The 19,626-nt window shown below is 48.9% G+C and carries 18 protein-coding genes, 1 tRNA gene and 1 other annotated feature; of the genes, 18 read left to right on the top strand and 1 reads right to left on the bottom strand.

Features of this window, described 5'->3' with window-relative positions:
* Positions 1–152: 152 nt before the first annotated feature.
* Positions 153–509: a sporulation initiation factor Spo0A C-terminal domain-containing protein gene (locus PGS38_RS01095; RefSeq protein WP_022462283.1), complete on the bottom strand. Its 357-nt coding sequence runs from the start codon at positions 507–509 to the stop codon at positions 153–155.
* Positions 510–774: 265 nt separating this feature from the next.
* Between PGS38_RS01095 and PGS38_RS01100 the strand changes: the two genes are divergently transcribed.
* The 18 genes from PGS38_RS01100 to PGS38_RS01185 all read left to right on the top strand — a co-directional run bounded on the left by PGS38_RS01100 (position 775) and on the right by PGS38_RS01185 (position 19,583).
* Positions 775–848: transfer RNA gene (locus tag PGS38_RS01100), tRNA-Pro, on the top strand.
* Between the two features lie 95 nt (positions 849–943).
* Positions 944–1,972 (top strand): LacI family DNA-binding transcriptional regulator, encoded by a 1,029-nt coding sequence (locus PGS38_RS01105; protein WP_117804052.1) that lies wholly within the window; start codon positions 944–946, stop codon positions 1,970–1,972.
* Between the two features lie 300 nt (positions 1,973–2,272).
* A complete protein-coding gene (locus PGS38_RS01110) occupies positions 2,273–2,734 on the top strand; it encodes an extracellular solute-binding protein (protein ID WP_158565809.1) in 462 nt (153 codons plus the stop codon).
* A gap of 125 nt (positions 2,735–2,859) precedes the next feature.
* Positions 2,860–3,123, top strand: a binding site (T-box leader).
* A 100-nt stretch (positions 3,124–3,223) separates the two neighbouring features.
* A complete protein-coding gene (locus PGS38_RS01115; RefSeq protein WP_022462286.1) occupies positions 3,224–4,885 on the top strand; it encodes a 2-isopropylmalate synthase in 1,662 nt (553 codons plus the stop codon).
* Between the two features lie 15 nt (positions 4,886–4,900).
* Entirely contained in the window at positions 4,901–5,506 is a 606-nt protein-coding gene (locus tag PGS38_RS01120) for a hypothetical protein (RefSeq protein WP_117804054.1), read from the top strand.
* Between the two features lie 209 nt (positions 5,507–5,715).
* Positions 5,716–7,200: a threonine synthase gene (gene thrC, locus PGS38_RS01125; protein WP_055266623.1), complete on the top strand. Its 1,485-nt coding sequence runs from the start codon at positions 5,716–5,718 to the stop codon at positions 7,198–7,200.
* An 81-nt stretch (positions 7,201–7,281) separates the two neighbouring features.
* Entirely contained in the window at positions 7,282–9,513 is a 2,232-nt protein-coding gene (locus PGS38_RS01130; RefSeq protein WP_117509029.1) for a cell wall hydrolase, read from the top strand.
* A 35-nt stretch (positions 9,514–9,548) separates the two neighbouring features.
* Entirely contained in the window at positions 9,549–10,598 is a 1,050-nt protein-coding gene (cobT, locus tag PGS38_RS01135; RefSeq protein ID WP_117760346.1) for a nicotinate-nucleotide--dimethylbenzimidazole phosphoribosyltransferase, read from the top strand.
* A 17-nt stretch (positions 10,599–10,615) separates the two neighbouring features.
* Positions 10,616–11,137: a bifunctional adenosylcobinamide kinase/adenosylcobinamide-phosphate guanylyltransferase gene (locus PGS38_RS01140; RefSeq protein WP_117509027.1), complete on the top strand. Its 522-nt coding sequence runs from the start codon at positions 10,616–10,618 to the stop codon at positions 11,135–11,137.
* Between the two features lies 1 nt (position 11,138).
* Positions 11,139–11,915, top strand: coding sequence for an adenosylcobinamide-GDP ribazoletransferase (locus PGS38_RS01145; RefSeq protein WP_055226435.1), 777 nt, complete (start codon positions 11,139–11,141; stop codon positions 11,913–11,915).
* Positions 11,912–12,319 (top strand): bifunctional adenosylcobinamide kinase/adenosylcobinamide-phosphate guanylyltransferase, encoded by a 408-nt coding sequence (locus tag PGS38_RS01150; protein ID WP_022462293.1) that lies wholly within the window; start codon positions 11,912–11,914, stop codon positions 12,317–12,319. Before PGS38_RS01145 ends, PGS38_RS01150 begins: the two co-directional genes overlap by 4 nt.
* Positions 12,312–12,908: a histidine phosphatase family protein gene (locus PGS38_RS01155; RefSeq protein ID WP_022462294.1), complete on the top strand. Its 597-nt coding sequence runs from the start codon at positions 12,312–12,314 to the stop codon at positions 12,906–12,908. The genes PGS38_RS01150 and PGS38_RS01155 overlap by 8 nt, the downstream gene beginning before the upstream one ends.
* A 6-nt stretch (positions 12,909–12,914) precedes the next feature.
* Positions 12,915–13,784 (top strand): amidohydrolase family protein, encoded by an 870-nt coding sequence (locus PGS38_RS01160; RefSeq protein ID WP_243104811.1) that lies wholly within the window; start codon positions 12,915–12,917, stop codon positions 13,782–13,784.
* 116 nt (positions 13,785–13,900) lie between these two features.
* Positions 13,901–14,470: a signal peptidase I gene (locus tag PGS38_RS01165; RefSeq protein WP_117760345.1), complete on the top strand. Its 570-nt coding sequence runs from the start codon at positions 13,901–13,903 to the stop codon at positions 14,468–14,470.
* Between the two features lie 44 nt (positions 14,471–14,514).
* On the top strand, positions 14,515–15,219 hold the full coding sequence (locus tag PGS38_RS01170; protein ID WP_055266634.1) for a SipW-dependent-type signal peptide-containing protein: 705 nt from the start codon (positions 14,515–14,517) through the stop codon (positions 15,217–15,219).
* Between the two features lie 22 nt (positions 15,220–15,241).
* Positions 15,242–15,775 (top strand): hypothetical protein, encoded by a 534-nt coding sequence (locus PGS38_RS01175; protein ID WP_022462298.1) that lies wholly within the window; start codon positions 15,242–15,244, stop codon positions 15,773–15,775.
* Positions 15,772–16,944 (top strand): hypothetical protein, encoded by a 1,173-nt coding sequence (locus PGS38_RS01180; protein ID WP_117800985.1) that lies wholly within the window; start codon positions 15,772–15,774, stop codon positions 16,942–16,944. The genes PGS38_RS01175 and PGS38_RS01180 overlap by 4 nt, the downstream gene beginning before the upstream one ends.
* Positions 16,941–19,583, top strand: coding sequence for a SpaA isopeptide-forming pilin-related protein (locus PGS38_RS01185; protein ID WP_119188474.1), 2,643 nt, complete (start codon positions 16,941–16,943; stop codon positions 19,581–19,583). Before PGS38_RS01180 ends, PGS38_RS01185 begins: the two co-directional genes overlap by 4 nt.
* Positions 19,584–19,626: the final 43 nt, after the last annotated feature.

A 19,626-nucleotide genomic window follows, 5' to 3' on the forward strand; every position in this document is an offset into this window, starting at 1 on the left:
TTGCTGTCAAATGATCCATATCGGGAGGCTGCCTTTGCGGGCAGTCTCCTTTTTTCGTTCTATCGTTTTATCATAGAAAAAACACTTCCGCGCCATGCATATCCCCCAATATGATAGGGCGCGGAAGTGTTATCTTTTCTGTATTCGTTTTTTTATGCCTCCTGACGACAGGCAGGAAAAGCACGGTAGTATTTGATATAAGAACTTAAAATATCAAAAAATTCGGAATTGGTCGGTTTTGTCAGAACCGGATGCACAGAAAGCGAAAAGAGCAGATCACGGTTTCCGCGGGTCCAGCAGACGGAAATAGCGGTGCGGATGTCTCGTTCGACGCAGGAGGACGATACCTGAAACGTTTGCGCGATCTTTGGGTACAGCGTTTTGCTGACCCGAAGGAGATAATCTTCGTCTTCCATGCATAAAGCGATACCATAGGCGAGATAGCGAAATCCGCGGTATTTTGCACCAATTCCTAAAGAGTGTAGTAGAAAGTAAATTTCAGTTTCCATTACGATGTCTCCTTTTATTCAGTTTTTACATAGTCTTTGCAGACGGGCATGCCAGAGGTGAAAGTTTGTATGGCATACGATTTTCCCCTTTCACTTATGATACGTGGAAAACGTCGAAAAATTACATATTCAGAAAGAAAAAGTGACAATATAGTAAAATAAAAGAGAATATGACACGAAATAAAGAAATGAATGTAATGAAACGGGAGAGGGAAAAATAACATTGATTTTTCAGAAGTTCGCTGGTATAATGAAAACATGATTACGGGGTATGGCGTAGCTTGGTAGCGCGCACGGCTGGGGGCCGTGAGGTCGCAGGTTCAAATCCTGTTGCCCCGATCGGTAAGAGTGTCGTTTTACGGCACTTTTTTTCTTACGGACAAAGACGTGTGCGGAAGAAAAATGAATTGCGCAGAAAAAACAGGGAGGAAGTTATGGGGAAAGTAACGATACAGAGTATGGCAAAGGAGCTGGGACTGTCCCGGAATACGGTTGCCATGGCATTAAAGGATGATCCGAAGGTAGCTCCGGTGACGCGGGAGAGAGTTCTTCGGATGGCGAAAAGAAATGGCTATCTGGGCGAAAATGTATATGTGGAAGAAGTTCGGGCACCGCAGGAGAAGCATTACAATATTATGGTTCTGCGTACGCGGGATGCCGCTGTTTATTGGGACCGTGTCGTGAGCGGCATCTCCGAGGAGGCGAGCCTCAATAACTGTCAGACGCGCGTTGCGGTCGTGACGGAGCGGGAGGAGGAGAACGGCATTCTGCCGCTCGGCCTGAATGAAAATATCGATGCGATCTTCTGCATTAAAATGCTGCCGCCGGAATATATGCAGAAACTGGTAAATCTGGGTTACCGCATCTTTCAGCTCGACCATTACTGCGGCATCGAACAGCGGCCGATGGGCGATATCGTGCGTGTGGACGGTGTGCAGCCGGTGAGTCTTCTGACGTCCCATCTGATCGGGCAGGGCATGACGCGGATCGGTTTCCTAAGTGAGCACAGCAGCACGTATGAGTCGATGCATGACCGGTATGTCGGTTTCCTTGCAGCGATGGAACAGGCGGGCATTCCGCTCGATGAGGAGCTTGTGCGCCCCAATATGGAGAGCGATCATTTTTATTACCCGGAAAATTTTGACAAGATTGTGGCGAGCTACGATACACTGCCGGAAGCGATTGTCTGCGGCAACGATATGATCGCCAAAAGATTGACAGAATCCTTCCGGAAAATCGGCGTGCGCGTGCCGGAGGATGTGGCACTGACCGGATTTGATGATGATGAGGACCGGATGCTGTATCCGTTCTTCTCAACCGTTCATGTCGATACGAAGTGGCTTGGCCGCCGTATGGTGCATGAATTTTTATGGCGGGAGGAGCACCCGGAAGCGCCGAAAGAACGGATTCTCGTTTCGGGGGAGGTTGTGGTGCGCCGTTCCTCGTGCAAGCGCCAGGGATAGAAAGAAATAGAAAAAACAGGAAAAAGTGAACAAAGAAAGAAAGCCAGGGACGCCCCGGCGGACGAGAAGAAAAACCGTCTGCCGGGGCGTTTCCGGCTCCCTTTTTGCGATGATTCAAATTCGTGCATAAATGCCATGTAGAAAAACACTAATTAATAATGCAAAATGGTGCATTTAAGGAAAGCTAAACTGAACAAAAATGACAAAAACGCAAGAATAAAAACCTCGTTAATATCACACATTAAAAAATAATAGTGCAAAATAATGCATTATATCGCCGGAAGGAAGGGAGAGAGCGAAATGCAGGAATGGACGGAGGACCGCTGCAACCTGGATATCGATATCATCGCACTGCCGGGCTGGTCGGATGCAACATCCAAAATTTCCCTTCTGATGGGCGATGAGACACAGCGACCGGACATCATCTGGTGGTGGAACATGGAAGCTGACTATACGAAATGGGTAGACGCAGGCCTTCTGATGGATGTTTCTCCGTATATGAAGAAATACACCAACATGGTTGACTACTACAACAGCGTAGATCCTGGCGTTATGTTCTATGCATCCGGAGACAACGGAATTTACCGTATCCCGGGCGACGTTGCAGAGCCGGCATGTGAGACTCTGTGGATCCGGAAAGACTGGCTGGACAACTTAGGACTGGCTGTTCCGACTACACTGGATGAGCTGGATGAGCTCAAGAAAATCCACGGAAAACAGGTAGAGGATTACCAGAAATACCTGGAAGAGTACAACAAATAAAACAACGAAATCATGTGTTAGAGCACCCGCCGGAGCCTCCTTTCCGGCGGGTGTATTTTTACGGAATCCTGCGTTTTGCGCTTGACAGAGATGGAGAAAAATGGTAACATAAGAGCCAAGTTAGGAAAAAGGCAAAGAAGAGGAATACTACATGGAGCTTCCGAATCCAGAAAGCTGTTGGGTGATGCGAAACAGCAGACGAATTCCGTGGAACTGACCTCAGAGCCGCTGCTCCCAAATTTAGAATAAAAAGAGTAGGTGCAGACGGAAACCCACCGTTAGAAGGGCAGGATATGCAGATGTTTCATCCGTATCCGCAGAGTGTACAGAGAAAATCTCTGTAAAACAGGAGTGGTACCGCGTAAGATATCAAGTCTTTCGTCTCTTGTGTCAGAAGCCGACACAGAAGATGAGAGATTTTTTTATGCTTTCATCCCGAATTTATGTCGGCAGAATAAATTGTATTTCACTTTCTGGGAGGAAAAAATCATGATGAATGTAAAGAAGTATCAGAAACAGTATTATATGCCGCCGGTTCCGTGCATGGACTGGGCAGAAAAAGACAGCATTGACAAAGCACCGGTATGGTGCAGCGTTGACCTTCGTGACGGAAACCAGGCACTTGTAATTCCGATGAGCCTGGAGCAGAAGGTAGAATTCTTCAAACTCCTCGTCGAGGTTGGTTTCAAAGAGATCGAGGTCGGCTTCCCGGCAGCATCTGAGACCGAGTACGAATTCCTTCGCACCCTGATCGAGCAGGATCTGATCCCGGATGACGTAACCGTTCAGGTTCTGACCCAGGCGAGAGAGCATATCATCCGCAAGACCTTCGAGGCATTAAAGGGCTGCAAGAATGCCATCGTTCACGTTTACAATTCCACTTCCTATGCACAGCGTCAGCAGGTCTTCAAAAAATCGAAAGAAGACATCCTGAAAATCGCCGTTGAGGGAGCAAAGCTCTTAAAAGAGCTGACAGAAGAGGCCGGCGAGAAATACCGCTTCGAGTACAGCCCGGAGAGCTTTACCGGAACCGAGCCGGAATATGCGCTTGAGGTGTGCAACGCCGTTCTCGACGTATGGCAGCCGACTGCAGACCGCAAAGCCATCATCAACCTGCCGAGCACCGTGGAGCTTTCCATGCCGCACGTTTATGCAAGCCAGGTGGAATACATGAGCAAAAACCTGAAATACCGCGATAATGTCGTTCTTTCCCTTCATCCGCACAATGACCGCGGCTGCGGCGTTTCCGATGCAGAGATGGGTATCCTTGCCGGAGCAGACCGTATCGAGGGAACGCTGTTCGGAAACGGCGAGAGAACCGGAAACGTGGATATTATCACGGTCGGCATGAACATGTACATGCAGGGCGTCGATCCGGAGCTTGACTTCTCCGATATGCCGAAACTCTGCCATGCATTTGAATCCTTCACCGGTATGAGCATCAACCCGAGAAGCCCGTACTGCGGATCTCTCGTATTTGCAGCCTTCTCCGGTTCCCATCAGGATGCGATCGCAAAAGGCATGCACTGGATCGAGGAGAAAGCACCGGATACCTGGACCGTTCCGTATCTGCCGATCGATCCGACCGATATCGGAAGAAACTACGATGCAGACGTCATCCGCATCAACAGCCAGTCTGGAAAGGGCGGTGTCGGCTATATTCTGGAGACGAAATACGGCCTGAATCTGCCGGCGAAGATGCGCGAGGCTATGAGCTATACCGCAAAATCCGTTTCCGATCATCTGCATAAAGAGCTGCGTCCGGATGAGATCTTTGAACTCTTTAAAGATACCTTCGAGAACGTAACGACACCGTACAACATCAACGGCGTTCACTTTAAACAGCTCGATGAGGGCAGAATTGAAGCACAGGTTACCTCCAATTACGAGGGCGGTGAGTATGCAACTGTATATGCAGAAGGAAACGGCCGTCTGAATGCTGTCAGCAACGCGCTGAAACAGCAGTACAATCTGCAGTATGATCTGGTCAGCTATACGGAGCACGCGCTGGAGCAGAGCTCAAGTGCACAGGCAATTGCCTACGTCGGCATCAAAAAGCCGGACGGAATCCTTTCCTGGGGCGCAGGCGTAGATCCGGATATCATCCGCGCTTCCATCGACGCGCTGGTAACTGCAATCAACAACCGATAAGAAAAGAGAGAGCATATGCTGTTTAAAAACAAAATTGAATACACCAAAGGAATGTTTGTGGAGATTTACGGCACCGAGATAAAAAAAGTACGTCTGGTACTGCGGATCATTACAGGGATTGCTGTTGTGGCTGCGATCGCTTTTATGATCTACGGTGCAGCAGCGCGGGGATTTATCATGCCGGGAGACTTCTTCAATCTTGGAATCTCCATTCTGATGGCACTTCTGTGTACGTTTCTGCCGAATCTGATGGCACGTTCACAGATGAAAAAATGCAAAAAGAGAGGACTCCTTGGAGAACGTACCCTTCGTTTTACTGAGCAGGTGCTCACAATGACATACGAAAAAGAGGGCAGAAGCACTGATATTCCGCTCGAAGAGCTGACAAAGGTGACGGAGTTTGACAACTTTATCCGCATCACCATCGGAGGCAGAAGCACCTTTCTCGATAAGAAACGCTTTGAAATCGGAGACGCGGCAGCGTTTGTGACCTGGGCGGAAGATAGAATCGCAGAGAATGCGGAAAAAGAGGAAGAGGCACTCGCACTCGAGGAGACAGAAAGGGAAGCTCCGGCTTTAGAAGACGGCGAAGCAAAAACGGAGGAGTCCGACGAAAATTAAATCATACATTCTGACAAAAAATATTTTGGCAGAATGGTGGAAAATGGCTGTGCATTTTTGTGCACAGTCATTTTTTGTATATTTTTGTTGTTTTTTCATACTTCATCCATTATAATAAAAGGAAGCGTACAGGTAAAACTAATCTGAAACGTATCCGGCCAGGAGTCAGAGAGGCTCTGCCGGGAGTCAAAGTGAAGGAGAGAAAGAGCATGGAAGTATTATACAAAAGTACCAGAGGCAATGGAGAAACCGTAACTGCATCCCGGGCAATCTTAAAGGGTCTGTCCGACGACGGCGGATTATTTGTACCGACCTCCATTCCAGCACTGGATGTTCCCATGGAAAAACTTGCGGCTATGAGCTATCAGGAAGTAGCATACGAGGTAATGAGCCGTTTTCTTACCGACTTTACAGAAGATGAACTGAAAAACTGTATTGCAAACGCATACGATGCGAAATTTGACACAGAGGAAATTGCACCGCTGACAAAAGCAGACGGTGTTTACTATCTGGAGCTGTTCCACGGCGCAACGATCGCGTTCAAGGACATGGCACTTTCCATTCTGCCGCATCTGATGACGACCGCCGCAAAGAAAAACGGCGTGAAAAATGAGATCGTCATCTTAACTGCTACATCGGGAGATACCGGAAAAGCAGCAATGGCAGGCTTTGCAGATGTGCCGGGTACCAGAATTATTGTATTTTACCCGAAGAACGGCGTAAGCCCGATTCAGGAAAAACAGATGGTAACACAGAAGGGCAAGAACACCCACGTTGTAGCCATCCACGGAAACTTCGACGACGCACAGACCGGCGTGAAGAAAATGTTTAACGACAAAGAGCTTGGAAAAGAGCTGGCAGATAAAGGTTTCCAGTTCAGCTCTGCAAACTCGATCAACATCGGAAGACTCGTTCCGCAGGTCGTCTACTACGTATATGCTTACGCAAACCTGGTGAAAAACGGAGAGATTGCAGACGGAGAAAAGATCAATGTAACCGTTCCGACCGGAAACTTCGGAAATATTCTCGCTGCATTCTATGCAAAACAGATGGGACTGCCGATCGCAAAACTGATCTGCGCTTCCAATGAGAACAAAGTTCTGTTTGACTTCTTCCGCACCGGCGTTTACGACAGAAACAGAGACTTTATTCTGACAACATCACCGTCCATGGATATCCTGATCTCGAGCAATCTGGAGCGTCTGATCTACCGCATCGCCGGAAACAGCGAAGCAGCAGACCGCGAGCTGATGCAGGATCTTGCAAAGGACGGAAAATATGAGATCACCGATGCGATGAAAAAAGAGCTGGCAGACTTCTACGGCAATTATGCATCCGAACAGGAGACAGCAGACGCGATTGCAAAACTGTACAGCGATACCGGATATGTGATTGATACCCATACCGCGGTTGCAGCGGCTGTATACGGAAAATACCGCGAGGAAACCTATGACGAAACCAAGACCGTCATCGCATCTACCGCAAGCCCGTATAAATTTACAAGCAGCGTTCTTGCAGCGATTGCACCGGAGTATGACACCCTTCCAGTACTGGAGCAGGTAGACAAGCTGTCTGCACTTGCCAATACCGAGATTCCGCGTGCGATCGAAGAAATCCGTACTGCACCGGTGCTTCATACGACAGAGTGTGATGTAGATCAGATGCCGGAGACTGTTCGGGCGTTTTTGAAATAAGATAAAGCAGGAGCAGAATTTTAAAACAGGCAGAGCACACAGCAGGCTTTGCCTGTTTTTGCAGGGAGAGAAGAATAAATAATGAAAAATAAAGTAATCAGGGGAGTACTGGCGGCAACCTGCGTGACAACCGCTGTCAGTGCTGCGAACGTATTTGGAGCAGGCACAGAGCAGAGTCTGGTAAATGAGGCTTCTGCTGTTACACAGGAAGAAACAGAAGAAACATCGGAGGCGGAAACCACAGACGAAAATACGCCGGAGATGACAGAAACGGAGACGCCGGATTCGACAGCGGAAAATGCCGCCTCGGATCTTCCGGCGGCAGAAGTACAGAGCGGAAATCCCGAAGAGACGGCGGTATCCGTGCAGGCTGGAAGCTATTACCCATGGGTGAATGAGAACGGGATCTGGTATTTTAAGGATCCGGATGGTACCATTGTCAAAGGAGCCTGGAGAGAGTACGACAAGAACCGTTACTACCTGAATAATGACGGAAAAATGGCGGTCGGCTGGAAAAAACTTGATGGAGCCTGGTATTATTTCCAAAGCTGGGGCGGTGTTTACCGGGATGCCTTTTACACCGTGAAAAATGTACCGTATTATTCTGATGCGGACGGAAAAATGGCGACCGGCTGGAAACTGATCGATGATGTGTATTATTATTTTGATGATCAGGGCGCGATGTACCGGAATCGTTTTTTTGAGTATGACAAGAATACGTATTATGTTGATGCGGATGGAAAAATGGCATCCGGGTTCGAACAGATTGACGGGATCTGGTATTACTTCCGAAGCTGGGGCGGCATGGCACAAAACACCTTTCTGACGCATAAAAATAATATTTATCATGTTGATACGGATGGAAAGATGACGACCGGCTGGCTGCTGCAGGATGGAACCTGGTATTATTTCCGAAGCTGGGGCGGCATGTACCGCAGCACCTTTTTCAAAGCACCGACAGGAAGTGCACTTTACTATGCCGATGAGAACGGAAAGATGGCTGTCGGAAAAAAACAGATCGACGGTGACTGGTACTATTTCAAGGACTGGGGCGGCATGTATCAGAATGCATTCATCAAAAACGGAACGAGTGTCTGCCATGCGGCTGCAGATGGAAAACTGACCGTCGGCTGGCTGCAGCAGGGCAGTACATATTACTATTTTGATGAAACCGGAGAGCAGTATTTTGACCGCTTTTTTGAATATGACAACAATACATATCGTGTGAATGCAGATGGAAAGATGGTAACCGGCTGGCAGAAAATCAATGGTACGTATTATTATTTCCGGGGCTGGGGCGGCATGTACCGTAGTACCTTTTTCCAGCTTGGCGGTGAAACGTATTATGCCGATGCGGATGGAAAGATGGTGACGGGCTGGCTTTCGAAAGAGAACCAGTGGTATTACTTCCGGGAAAATGGTGCGATGTACCGCAATACCTTCTTTACGCATTTAAACAACAGTTACTATGCCGATGCCAACGGCGTGATGGTGACGGGAGAGCGGACTATTAACGGCGCTTCCTATTACTTTAAAGACTGGGGAGGCATGGCAAAGAACCAGTGGCTCAATGCACAGAAACGGATGGTAAGCGGTGATCCGCAGACGGGCTGGTATTACTTTGGAAGCGACGGAAAGATGGTAAAATCGTATTACGCTCTGCTGAAAAAGAACAGCAGCAACTGGTACTACAGCTTTGACGAAAACGGAGTGTGCATTCTCGGCTCGAGCCAGTATGTGCGTGCAAAGGACAGCGTAAGCGGAAAATATTATACGATGGAGCATCAGTATTACACGGATCCGTCTGTGAGTGACCGTGATTTCTTTGCGGCTATCTGCAGTGCGGAGGCGGGTGTCCAGAGAAAAACAGGTATGACGGCAGTTGCGATGGTCATCCGGAACCGGATGGCGGCACAGAATATTTCGCTCCGCACCGCGATTTATAAACAGCAGCAGTTTGAACCGGCGCGGAACGGAAGTCTGACAAACTATCTGACGGGAATTGCGGAGCAGAGCAGTTCGATTATCAATCAGCTGAAAAATAATGGAGCCTACGGTGCAGTGGATGAATCCCAGTCGATCATGGATGCATATCTGAAGAACGGCACAAAGCGTGTGATCCCGGGCTTTGGCGATACGAGAGATGATTTTGATTATCTATATTTCATGACTCCGAAAGCATTTAAAAATCTGAATATGGATAAAGAAAAATGTGTGACATATACATACACCTATAAATGGACAACTTCCAGCGGAACAGCGCGGGAAGATTCCCATATTTTCTTTGTGAACTGGGTGAAAAAACAGAGCTGATCGGACGTCATATCGAAAGAAGGGGCGAACAAAAGATGACATTACAGGAAACAATCGAACAGATCCATCCGCTTTCGAAAGAGGCGATGGATCGTGCCAAGGCTCACTGGGACGGCATTGCAAAGCCGCTCCACAGCCTCGGAAAGCTGGAGGACGTGCTCATCCAGATTGCCGGAATCACCGGAAAAGAGGAGATTTCGATTGAAAAAAGAGCACTTCTGACGTTCTGTGCGGACAATGGCGTTGTGGAAGAAAACGTGACGCAGAGCGGTCAGGAAGTGACAGCGACAGTTGCGGAAAATTTTCTGCAGGAGAAGGCGACAGCAGCCATTCTCTGCCGCAGTGCGCATGCGGATCTGTTTCCGATTGATATCGGAATGGCGCGCGATACGAAGGTTCCGCGGTATAAAGTTGCGTATGGAACAAAAAATATGGCAAAAGGTCCGGCGATGACAAGGGAAGAGGCCGTTCGTGCGCTTGAAACAGGAATCGCCGTGGCGGAAGAAAAAATTGCGGCGGGCTATCAGCTGATGGCAACCGGTGAGATGGGCATTGGAAATACGACGACGAGCAGTGCAATGGCAGCCGTTTTCCTGAATCAGCCGGTTCCGGAACTGACGGGACGGGGCGCCGGGCTTTCGAGTGAAGGTCTTGCGCGGAAAATTGCAGCGATTGAAAAAGCAATTGCCATCAATCAGCCGGATCCGTCCGATCCCATCGATGTGCTGGCAAAGGTCGGCGGTTTTGACATTGCCGGCATGGCGGGTGTCTTTCTTGCAGGGGCTGCACATGGCGTTCCGGTTGTGATGGACGGCTTTATTTCCTGTGTGGCAGCGCTTCTTGCTGCACGGATTGCACCGTTTGCAAAGGACTATATGATCGCTTCGCACGTATCGAAGGAGCCGGCGGCGCATCTGCTGCTTGCAGAGCTTGGAAAAGAAGCCTTCCTGCACTGCGATATGTGTCTGGGCGAGGGAACGGGCGCCATCATGCTTTTCCCGATTCTGGATCAGGCAAATGCCGTATACCGCGGCATGGCGACATTTGACGAGGCACAGATCGAAACGTATGTGCCGCTGACTTAAAAAAGGCAGGTGAAACGATGATACATCTGGTTACAGGCGGCAGCGGCAGCGGAAAATCGGCGTATGCGGAGCAGTGTATTCTGGATTTTGGCGGAACACGGAGGGTTTATATCGCAACGATGCAGCCGTTCGGTGCGGAAGGGCAGGCGCGTATTGCACGCCACCGGAAGATGCGCGCGGCAAAGAAGTTTTCGACGATTGAGTGTTATACGAATTTAAAAGAAGTGGAGCTGGAACCGGGAAGCGATGTGCTGCTCGAATGTATGTCGAATCTCACGGCAAATGAAATATTTGATCCATCCGGGGCGGGAAAAGCGCGGACGGAGGAGGAAATTCTTGCGGGCGTTTCCCGTCTGGCCAATCAGGCGCGGAATCTGGTTCTGGTGACGAATGAAATTTTTTCGGACGGATACCGATATGAGGAGGAGACGATGGAATACCAGCGGATCCTGGGAAACATTAATGTACGTCTGGCAGAGATGGCGGACTGTGTGACCGAGGTTGTGTATGGGATTCCCGTCAGAATAAAAAAAGAATAAGATGAAAACGATATGGAATAATTTTAAAGTGGCGTTTGCCATGTACTCGAAAATCCCGATGCCGCCGGCAGACTGGGAAAAAGAGAACATGAAATATGCGTTGTGTTTCTTTCCGTGGGTCGGACTGGCTGTCGGTGCAGTTTCGGCGGTGCTTTTCTGGCTGCTGCAGCAGATTGGCGCGGGAAGCATGCTGCGGGCTGCAGTGCTGACGGCAGTTCCGGTTCTGGTGACGGGCGGCATTCACCTCGACGGCTATCTGGATACGATGGATGCGTTAAGTTCCTGGAGAGAAAAACAGCGCCGACTGGAAATCTTAAAAGACCCGCACGCCGGAGCATTTGCGATTATTATGGGATGTCTGTATTTTGTACTGTACGCGGGCGCAGCCGGAGAACTTGTCTGGAAGATTTTTCCGGCGTATGCATTTGGCTTCGCAGTTTCGAGATCGTTCAGCGGTCTTTCGATCGCGTTTTTTCCAAATGCCAATCCGAAAGGAACAGCGGCAGCGTTTGGCATGAGCGCAGAGAAAAAAAGAACGGCGGCGGTGCTTGTTGTGACGATTTTTGCCGTGACGGCGCTCTCAGCTTCGTTCTGCGTCTGGGCGGCACTGGATGTACTGGTTGTATCGGCACTGGTATTCTGTTATTATAAATGGAAAAGCAGTAAGTATTTTGGAGGAATTACAGGAGATCTCGCAGGCTATTTCCTTTCGCTCTGTGAGCTGGCACAGCTCCTGTCTCTTGTGGTACTTTCTCTTGGAATGGAGAACTGGAAATGAAATTAGTAATTGGAGGGGCTTTTCAGGGAAAGCTTGACTTTGCAAAGAAGATGACCGGAAAAGAAACAGGATGGGCCGATGGGGCAGCAGTTTCGAAAGAGGAGCTGTCGGCATGTTCCGGCGTATATGATTTTCAGGAACTGGTCCGCAGATGGCTCCTTCTGGAAGAGGAGACCGGGACTGCACCGGAAGCAGAACTGGAAGAACTGCTGCAGAAAAATCCGGAAATCTGCATTGTTACGAATGAACTCGGTTACGGAGTGGTTCCGATCGAACCCTTCGACCGGAAATGGCGGGAAAAGACGGGGCGCATCTGTACGGAGCTGGCAGCAAAGGCTGATTCGGTAACCCGTGTGGTGTGCGGAATCGGAATCCTGCTGAAAGGTGAGGAAAAACATGATTAAAATTGCAATGATCCGCCATGGAAAAACCTATGGCAATACATTAGGACGGTATATCGGCGTGACGGATGAACCACTGTGTGAGGAAGGGAAAAAAGAGCTGGAACAGCGGACGATGGATACCGTTGAGCTTCTGTTCGTCAGCCCGCTGAAACGGTGTCTGGAAACGGCAGACATTCTGTATCCGTATGCCAAACAGGTCAAAATCCCGGAATTTGCAGAGTGCAATTTTGGTGAGTTTGAGAACAAAAATTATCAGGAATTAAAAGATAATCCGAAATACCAGGAGTGGATTGATTCCATGGCGACGCTTGCCTTTCCGGGCGGTGAGAGCCCGCAGCAGTTCAAGGACCGCTGCATCGCCGGCTTTGACAAGATGGTGGATACGTGTATCCGCCGCCATTACCGTAACGTGGCGATGGTGGTGCACGGAGGCACGATCATGAGTATCCTTGAGCAGTACGGCGTGCCACAGAAGAGTTACTATGACTGGCGAGTAGAAAACGGCTGTGGATATCATCTGTATCTCTCGGAGCAGAACTGGAAAATGGGCCGCAGAGAAGCTGTGGTGGAATCGGAGATAAGGCGGTAAACAAAAATGGTGACAGCAGAATGCCATGCCCATATTTTTATGGACGGTGTGGATTACAAAAAGGCGGCGGCAGCGCATGAAAACGGCCCGCGGGAGGATCTGATCCGGGAACATCTGGCGGCGTATCAGAAGGCAGGGATTTCCTATGTGCGTGACGGCGGAGATCCGTACGGGGCGGGTGTTCTTGCACGGAGCCTTGCGCCGGAGTACGGGATCACATACCGCACACCGGTTTTTGCGATTCACAGGGCGGGCCGTTATGGAAAAATTGTCGGACGCGCATTTTCAGACGGGAAAGAGTATTGCGCGCTTGTGCGTGAAGTACGCCGTGCGGGCGGAGATTTTATCAAGATCATGACGACGGGAATCCTGGATTTCGCGACAAAGGGGCATGTGACCAGTGAGCCGCTTTCCAGGGAAGAGGTTTTTGCAATGACAGCTGCGGCGCATGATGCGGGGCTTTCTGTGATGGCGCATGTGAACGGCGCACAGGCTGTGATGGATGCGGCAGAGGCAGGCGTGGACTCGGTTGAGCACGGGAACTTTCAGAATGAAGAGAGCATCTGCTGTATGGCAGAGCATGCAACAATCTGGGTGCCGACAATTGTGACGGTTTCGAATCTTCTGGAGAACGGCAGATATCCGGCTGAAACGCTGGCGTGGATTTTTGAGACGCAGAAAAAAGGTCTGCAGCTCGCATTTGAAAAGGACGTTGTGCTTGCGGCGGGAAGTGATGCCGGCGCATACGGCGTACTTCACGGAAAAGGAATCCGGGAAGAAGAGCGTGTAATGCGAAAAATCCTTGGGGCAGAAAATGGGCAGGAGCTGGAAAAGCGGCTTGCGTTTGGAGAAAAAAAGATCCGGGAAAAGTTCTGAAAATTTTCTGCGTTTCAGGCTTTAGAAAAAATTTAGAATTAAACGGGCAGACAATGCTTGCGCTTTCGCCCGGACTATGGTAAGTTTAAATCACTTTTACAAGAACTTTAGAGAAAATGAAACAGGGATATTCTGAGACAGAGGGTAAATGCTATCCTCTGTTTTTTGCGTGCAAAAATGACAGTCTGGATGTCCGCATCGACGGAAGGGAGCAAATGAAAGCAAAAGGAAAACTGGGGCTGCAGGGCTTTCTTTCCTTCCTTTTTCTGGCGGCGGGATGGTATCTGATGCAGTATTTCTGCGCCTATGTCGTACTGTCCGGGTCCATGGAACCGGAGATCCCGACGGGATCTGTTGTGGTTGTGGATGGACGGAAGAAGGAATGGAATCCGGGGGATGTGATTACCTACCGGAGAGGAAATATGGTGGTGACACACCGGATCGTGGAAAAGAGCGAGGAAGGATACTGTACTAAGGGGGATGCCAACGCGGAGGAAGATGCAGGCATCGTTTTGGAAAAACAGGTGATCGGGAATGTGATCGTAGCTCTTCCCTGGCTTGGCTTTGGTATCGTCTGGCTCCGGCAGAGAGGAACACTCTTTTTTCTGGCCGTGGGAGCGGTGATGCTTTTTACAATCCGGCAGCTTTGGCACGGTAGAAAAATCATGCAGGAAAACAAGTTATAAAAAGAATTAGCAAAATTATTTAGGAAAACAGGAGGAATTGATCTATGAAAAAACAGCGGAAAATCGTATTCTGGGCAGCATCACTGCTTCTGACAGGAGCCCTGGCAGCGGGCGGAACACTGGCGTATCTGACGGATAAGGATTCTGTGACGAACCAGTTTGTTGTGGGAAAAGTAGATATCGAAGGAAATGAACCATCGTACGCACCGGATCCGGACGGAAAGACCAATCATATTGTGCCGACCCAGGTGATTCCGAAGGACCCGCGTATCAAAAATAAAGGTAAAAATGATTCTTACGTCTATATGGATGTTTCCATACCAATCGCAAAAGTGATCGTTGCAGATACATCCGGAAACCGTTTAAACGGCGGGGCAGCCGTCGATACGGAACTGTTTTCGATGAATCAGCTTTCGAAAAAATGGGTGCTGATGTACAAGAAAAAACAGAACAATTCGATGGTATATACATATCTCTACAATGAAGTGCTTGCAGCTGGCAAAACGACGGATCCTTTATTTACGAGCGTGACAGCAGCTAATATCGTGGAAGGGCAGCTGGATGAAAAAGAGGTCGATATTCCGATCAATTATTATGCAATCCAGGCGCTGAATACCGGTGAGGGAAGTACGGCTGCCGAGCGGGCAGCAAAGGCCTGGGAGAAGTATGTAAATCAGAATAATGGGCAGAAGGGGCAGGTAACGGCACCGCAGTCGGAGCCGGAACAGACAGAAGCACCTGGAATTTAAGCAGTTTTCTGGGGGACAAAAGATGAAGAAAAAGACGAAACGGCTGTTTTTCCTTGCGGGTGCGGCCGGGTGTACGATGGCGGCAGCCATTTGGCTGCTGCCGGGAACTTCGGCGTATTTTACAGATCACGAGAGTGTCTGGAATCGTATGGTGTTCGGACATAATACAAGTACTATCGATGAAGAATTTCCGACACCGACGCCCGTACCGCCAGGGAAAAGTGTGGTAAAGAGAGTAAAAATCAGAAATGAAGGTTCCGTTGCCTGCTATATTCGTGCGGCACTTATATTCAGTGAACCAATTGAAGCGATTGAGGGACTTGATACGGAAAACTGGGTAAAAGGAGAAGATGACTACTATTATTACAAAAAACCGGTTTCAGAAGGCGAAAGCACGACGGAATTGTTTACCGGAATCCGCGTTGCAAAAGAAATGGAACAGAAAGAACTTGAGGTTTCGGTCTATGAGGAATCGGTGCAGATCCAGAAGGGGAATATGGTATTTCACGGCTATCGGGAGGCATGGGATGCTTATGAGAGAGGTGGTCAGACATGAAAGGAAAACGCGTCAGGATCGGATGTGCGGCGGCAAGTCTTCTGATGGGAATCAGCGGAACGTATGCATATTACCGGAGCAGTGTTGAGACCATTAACAAAATAGCTGTCGGAGATGTAAATATTGGAATCTGGGAATATGAGGAAGACGGGGATGGAGAAAAGAAGTATGAGGGACCGGAAAACGGCATTGTACTGCCTTCCCAGGTGATTTCAAAAATTCCGCGGATCACCAATTATGCTGAACCATGCTATGTCCGGGTAAAGCCTGTGTTTGATGAGGAAGAAACGCAGGATTACCGTCTGGGGGAAGAGGACCTTGGGGGAATCGAGGACGTCTGGCTGAAAGCAGGAGAGTATTATTATTATCCAAAAGTGCTGGGAAAGCAGGAATCTGTCGATTTTTTCCGTACAATCACCATTCCATCTGCGTGGACCAGTGAGGCGGAGGGACAGGTGCTGTCCGTTGAAATCCAGGCGGAGGCCGTACAGGCAGCGAATGTGACGCCGGATTTTACGGCAGAAGCTCCGTGGGGAGAAGAACTGGAAATTGAACAGTGTGTCCACGAGGCGGATAATACCGTTTCGGAGGTTTCGCAGCAGAGCTTCCTCACCGTTTCGTACGAAGGAGCAGCGCGGAATCTGATCTTGGCACCCGACAATTTCTTTCGGAACTTTCCAGTGCTGATGCCGGGAGATGAATGGGAAGATACGTTCACACTGGTGAACACGACAGCAAGCCGTGCAGAATTTTTTCTGCGGACGGAACTTCCGGAAGAACTCAGTGAAACAGAAAAAGAACTGCTTTCCAAGGTGAAACTGGAAATACGAGAGGGAGACAGCGTGATTTATGAAGGTGATTTAGAGAGTGAGGGACTATGGGCAGCAAAAAGTCTTGGAATATGCAGTCCAGATGAACGGAAAGAAATCTGTTTTTCAATCCGTGTGCCGTCAGAACTTGGAGATGAATGGGCACTTCGGAAAAGCGGGGTAAAATGGATTTTTTCTGTCGAAGGAGAAGATCTGCCGCAGGAAGAAGGCCCCTCTATCTGGCACAGCGCGCCAAAAACAGGTCTGCGCGATCCGTCAGCAGCGGTCCCCATTGGAATTGCCGTGACAGGAGCCTTCCTGTTTCTTACCGCGGGCCGGTCTGAAAGGAGGAAAGAATGAAAAGAGCAAAGAAAAGCTTCTGGTTTATCGCAGGAATTCTGCTGTTGTTGGGATTTTGTTTTCGGGAAGATGTTCTGGCTTCGAGTCTTACGAGTCTTCCTTCTCTTTCGAAAGCCGGAATCGGAGAAGTTGTATCATCGGACTCTGTTATTGACGGCCGATATGATTTTACCCCGCTGATCGGAAGTGAGACAAAAATCCGTTTTGGAAGTACAGATGGAAGTACCTGGGACAATCTGTTCTGCAAAAACGGAGAGAGCCATTCGAAATGCTGTTCCACATGGTGGCCGGCGGCCGATGTAAAGGGATGGAGTAATCTCCGTTCCTTCACGCCGCTGGAGTCGAAAAAAGGAAAAATGTATGCGGAATATACGAATGTTGGAGAGTGCCACGGGGAAAATGTAACGATGCGGATCTGGCTGGAAGACTGGCAGAACACGGTTGTACCATCAGGGTATGAGGACGTGGATGCGGTAGTCGTGGCGATTGACCACAATAAGCCGGTCATTGATATTAAAGGTCTGCTCTGGATCAAGGTACGGTTTGCTTATTACGACAGTAAAGGAAATCCGCTGAATGTGAAAGGATATTTTACACTTTCAGATCTGGACTTTAAGCAGGGCTTTTATCTGGCTGATGAGACAGAACATATCTATCTGACGAAGGAGGCAGATGCCAGAATCGTCTACGATGCCAGAACAGAAGCGATCTGGTCGGCAAGACGCGGCTCTGAGCCGGACGGTGGAACAACTCCGGAAAATTCGGAAGGCTGGGTTACAGTTACCTTTGAAGGAAATTCCCAGACGATGATTTTCTATGATGGAGGCACTAACGACGCGGTAACTGGTCCCGGCGGCGGAGTGAAAGCACCGAAAAAATGGCCGGATAATTTTGTAAACGATACTTCCAGTACGTACAACAACTGGCATGGAGCATCCCGGGAAACGGGAATAACTGTTGTGCCGTGGAATACTTCGGAATTTGGTTACACAGCGAACGTTCCCTGTCATCTGTCGAAAGTAGGAGATCTTGTAGTGAAAAAAATGGATACAGAGACAAAAGAAGCTCTTTCGGGTGCAGAATTTACCGTGTACCGCTGGAAAAACAACACCTGGAGTGAATTCAAAAAGATGAACTGGGTGAAAAAAACGGGTTCTTATCTGCTGGAGGGAATTCGGGATACAGACAGTGAAAATGGAAAATTCCGTGTTGTGGAGACAAAGAATCCAGCTGGTTATGCAGGAAGCTGGGAGCAGGAATTTTCCATTGACAAGGAAGGCATGCAGACGATCCATCTGGAGGCAGAAAACACAAGAAAAACAGGCTCACTGAAGATAAAAAAGACGGAAGAAAACTCAGGGAAAGCACTTTCTGGTGCAACATATCAGGTGATTGCGAGCGGAGCAATTACAACGGTAAACGGAACAGTGCTGTTTCCGGATCAGGCGGTAGCAGCTGTGCTGAAAACGGATGAAAATGGAGAGGCGTTCAAAAACGGGCTGGAGTACGGAACGTATCTTGTGCGGGAAACGGCGGCTCCAAATGGATATGTGCTGGATCCGACGGAAAAGAAAATAACGATCGGGGAACAAAACGCACAGATCACACTGACGTTTACAAACTGGAAGAACCGTTTTGTTCTGCAGAAAGTAAGTCAGGGAGACGGAAAAGTGCTTCAGGGAGCAGCCTTTCATATCTGGACGAAAGATGGAAGTTTTGATGAGACAAAAAAGACGGATGCAAATGGAAAAATTGAGCTGACGGGACTTTTGGACGGTGTCTGGTACTATCAGGAGACAGCATCTCCGGAGGGCTATCTGCTGGACAGCACATGCCGGGAATTTGTGGTAGAAAACGGAAAAATTGACGGTAAATCGGAACTGTCGGTGGCGGTCGAAAATGATGGAACACATCTGACAATTGAAAAAATAGATGCAGAGAGCGGAAAACGAATTTCCGGCGCAAAGCTGGTATTAAAAGATATGGATGGAAACCGTGTGGACAGCTGGATTTCAGGAGGAAGCGGCCCGCATGAACTGGAAAAATTAAAGCCGGGTTCTTATGTCCTTGTGGAGGAGGCCGCGCCGGATGGATACCTTGCGGCAGAACCGGTTTCGTTTGTGCTGGAGGCAAAACAGGAAGTGCAGACCGTGACGATGAAGGATCTTGCATGTGAAACCTTGACGATTACAAAGAAGATTAAGGCGGATGAGATTACATGGGCGCATGGAAATCCAACGTTTCTGTTTTCCGTGAAGGGAAAGGATCTGTATGGAAAAGAACATACATACCAATGCTATCTTACGTTTACAAAAACACAGGTGGAGAAAACGACAGATCAGGACGGCTACACGGAACAGTCGGTACAGATCCGGGGAATTCCGGCAGGAAACGATTACCGGGTACAGGAGAAGAAGGTGCTGCGGTATTCGCTTATGCAGGTGACAGGTACGAAGAATGTTACCGTGAAAAAACTAGAAGAGCCGGCATATGGAAAAGATCCTGCGCGCGTCTTTTCGGTATCGGTAAATCTTTGCGGACATCCCAAAGAAAGTGAGGTTGTATTTGAAAATCAGAAATACCGCTGGGATGATTATGGACACAACAGTATTGTAAAAAACCGGATTCCGGTTGAATAACAAAACGGAAAAACATTCCACCATCGGTTCGGGTGGTGGAATG

This window comes from Fusicatenibacter saccharivorans (genome assembly GCF_027667425.1).
GTDB classification, from domain to species: domain Bacteria; phylum Bacillota; class Clostridia; order Lachnospirales; family Lachnospiraceae; genus Fusicatenibacter; species Fusicatenibacter saccharivorans.

Coding starts and splice junctions, on each gene's coding strand:
- PGS38_RS01095 (WP_022462283.1), bottom strand. CDS start 509: ATGGAAACTGAAATTTACTTTCTACTACACTCTTTAGGAATTGGTGCA.
- PGS38_RS01105 (WP_117804052.1), top strand. CDS start 944: ATGGGGAAAGTAACGATACAGAGTATGGCAAAGGAGCTGGGACTGTCC.
- PGS38_RS01110 (WP_158565809.1), top strand. CDS start 2,273: ATGCAGGAATGGACGGAGGACCGCTGCAACCTGGATATCGATATCATC.
- PGS38_RS01115 (WP_022462286.1), top strand. CDS start 3,224: ATGATGAATGTAAAGAAGTATCAGAAACAGTATTATATGCCGCCGGTT.
- PGS38_RS01120 (WP_117804054.1), top strand. CDS start 4,901: ATGCTGTTTAAAAACAAAATTGAATACACCAAAGGAATGTTTGTGGAG.
- thrC (WP_055266623.1), top strand. CDS start 5,716: ATGGAAGTATTATACAAAAGTACCAGAGGCAATGGAGAAACCGTAACT.
- PGS38_RS01130 (WP_117509029.1), top strand. CDS start 7,282: ATGAAAAATAAAGTAATCAGGGGAGTACTGGCGGCAACCTGCGTGACA.
- cobT (WP_117760346.1), top strand. CDS start 9,549: ATGACATTACAGGAAACAATCGAACAGATCCATCCGCTTTCGAAAGAG.
- PGS38_RS01140 (WP_117509027.1), top strand. CDS start 10,616: ATGATACATCTGGTTACAGGCGGCAGCGGCAGCGGAAAATCGGCGTAT.
- PGS38_RS01145 (WP_055226435.1), top strand. CDS start 11,139: ATGAAAACGATATGGAATAATTTTAAAGTGGCGTTTGCCATGTACTCG.
- PGS38_RS01150 (WP_022462293.1), top strand. CDS start 11,912: ATGAAATTAGTAATTGGAGGGGCTTTTCAGGGAAAGCTTGACTTTGCA.
- PGS38_RS01155 (WP_022462294.1), top strand. CDS start 12,312: ATGATTAAAATTGCAATGATCCGCCATGGAAAAACCTATGGCAATACA.
- PGS38_RS01160 (WP_243104811.1), top strand. CDS start 12,915: ATGGTGACAGCAGAATGCCATGCCCATATTTTTATGGACGGTGTGGAT.
- PGS38_RS01165 (WP_117760345.1), top strand. CDS start 13,901: ATGAAACAGGGATATTCTGAGACAGAGGGTAAATGCTATCCTCTGTTT.
- PGS38_RS01170 (WP_055266634.1), top strand. CDS start 14,515: ATGAAAAAACAGCGGAAAATCGTATTCTGGGCAGCATCACTGCTTCTG.
- PGS38_RS01175 (WP_022462298.1), top strand. CDS start 15,242: ATGAAGAAAAAGACGAAACGGCTGTTTTTCCTTGCGGGTGCGGCCGGG.
- PGS38_RS01180 (WP_117800985.1), top strand. CDS start 15,772: ATGAAAGGAAAACGCGTCAGGATCGGATGTGCGGCGGCAAGTCTTCTG.
- PGS38_RS01185 (WP_119188474.1), top strand. CDS start 16,941: ATGAAAAGAGCAAAGAAAAGCTTCTGGTTTATCGCAGGAATTCTGCTG.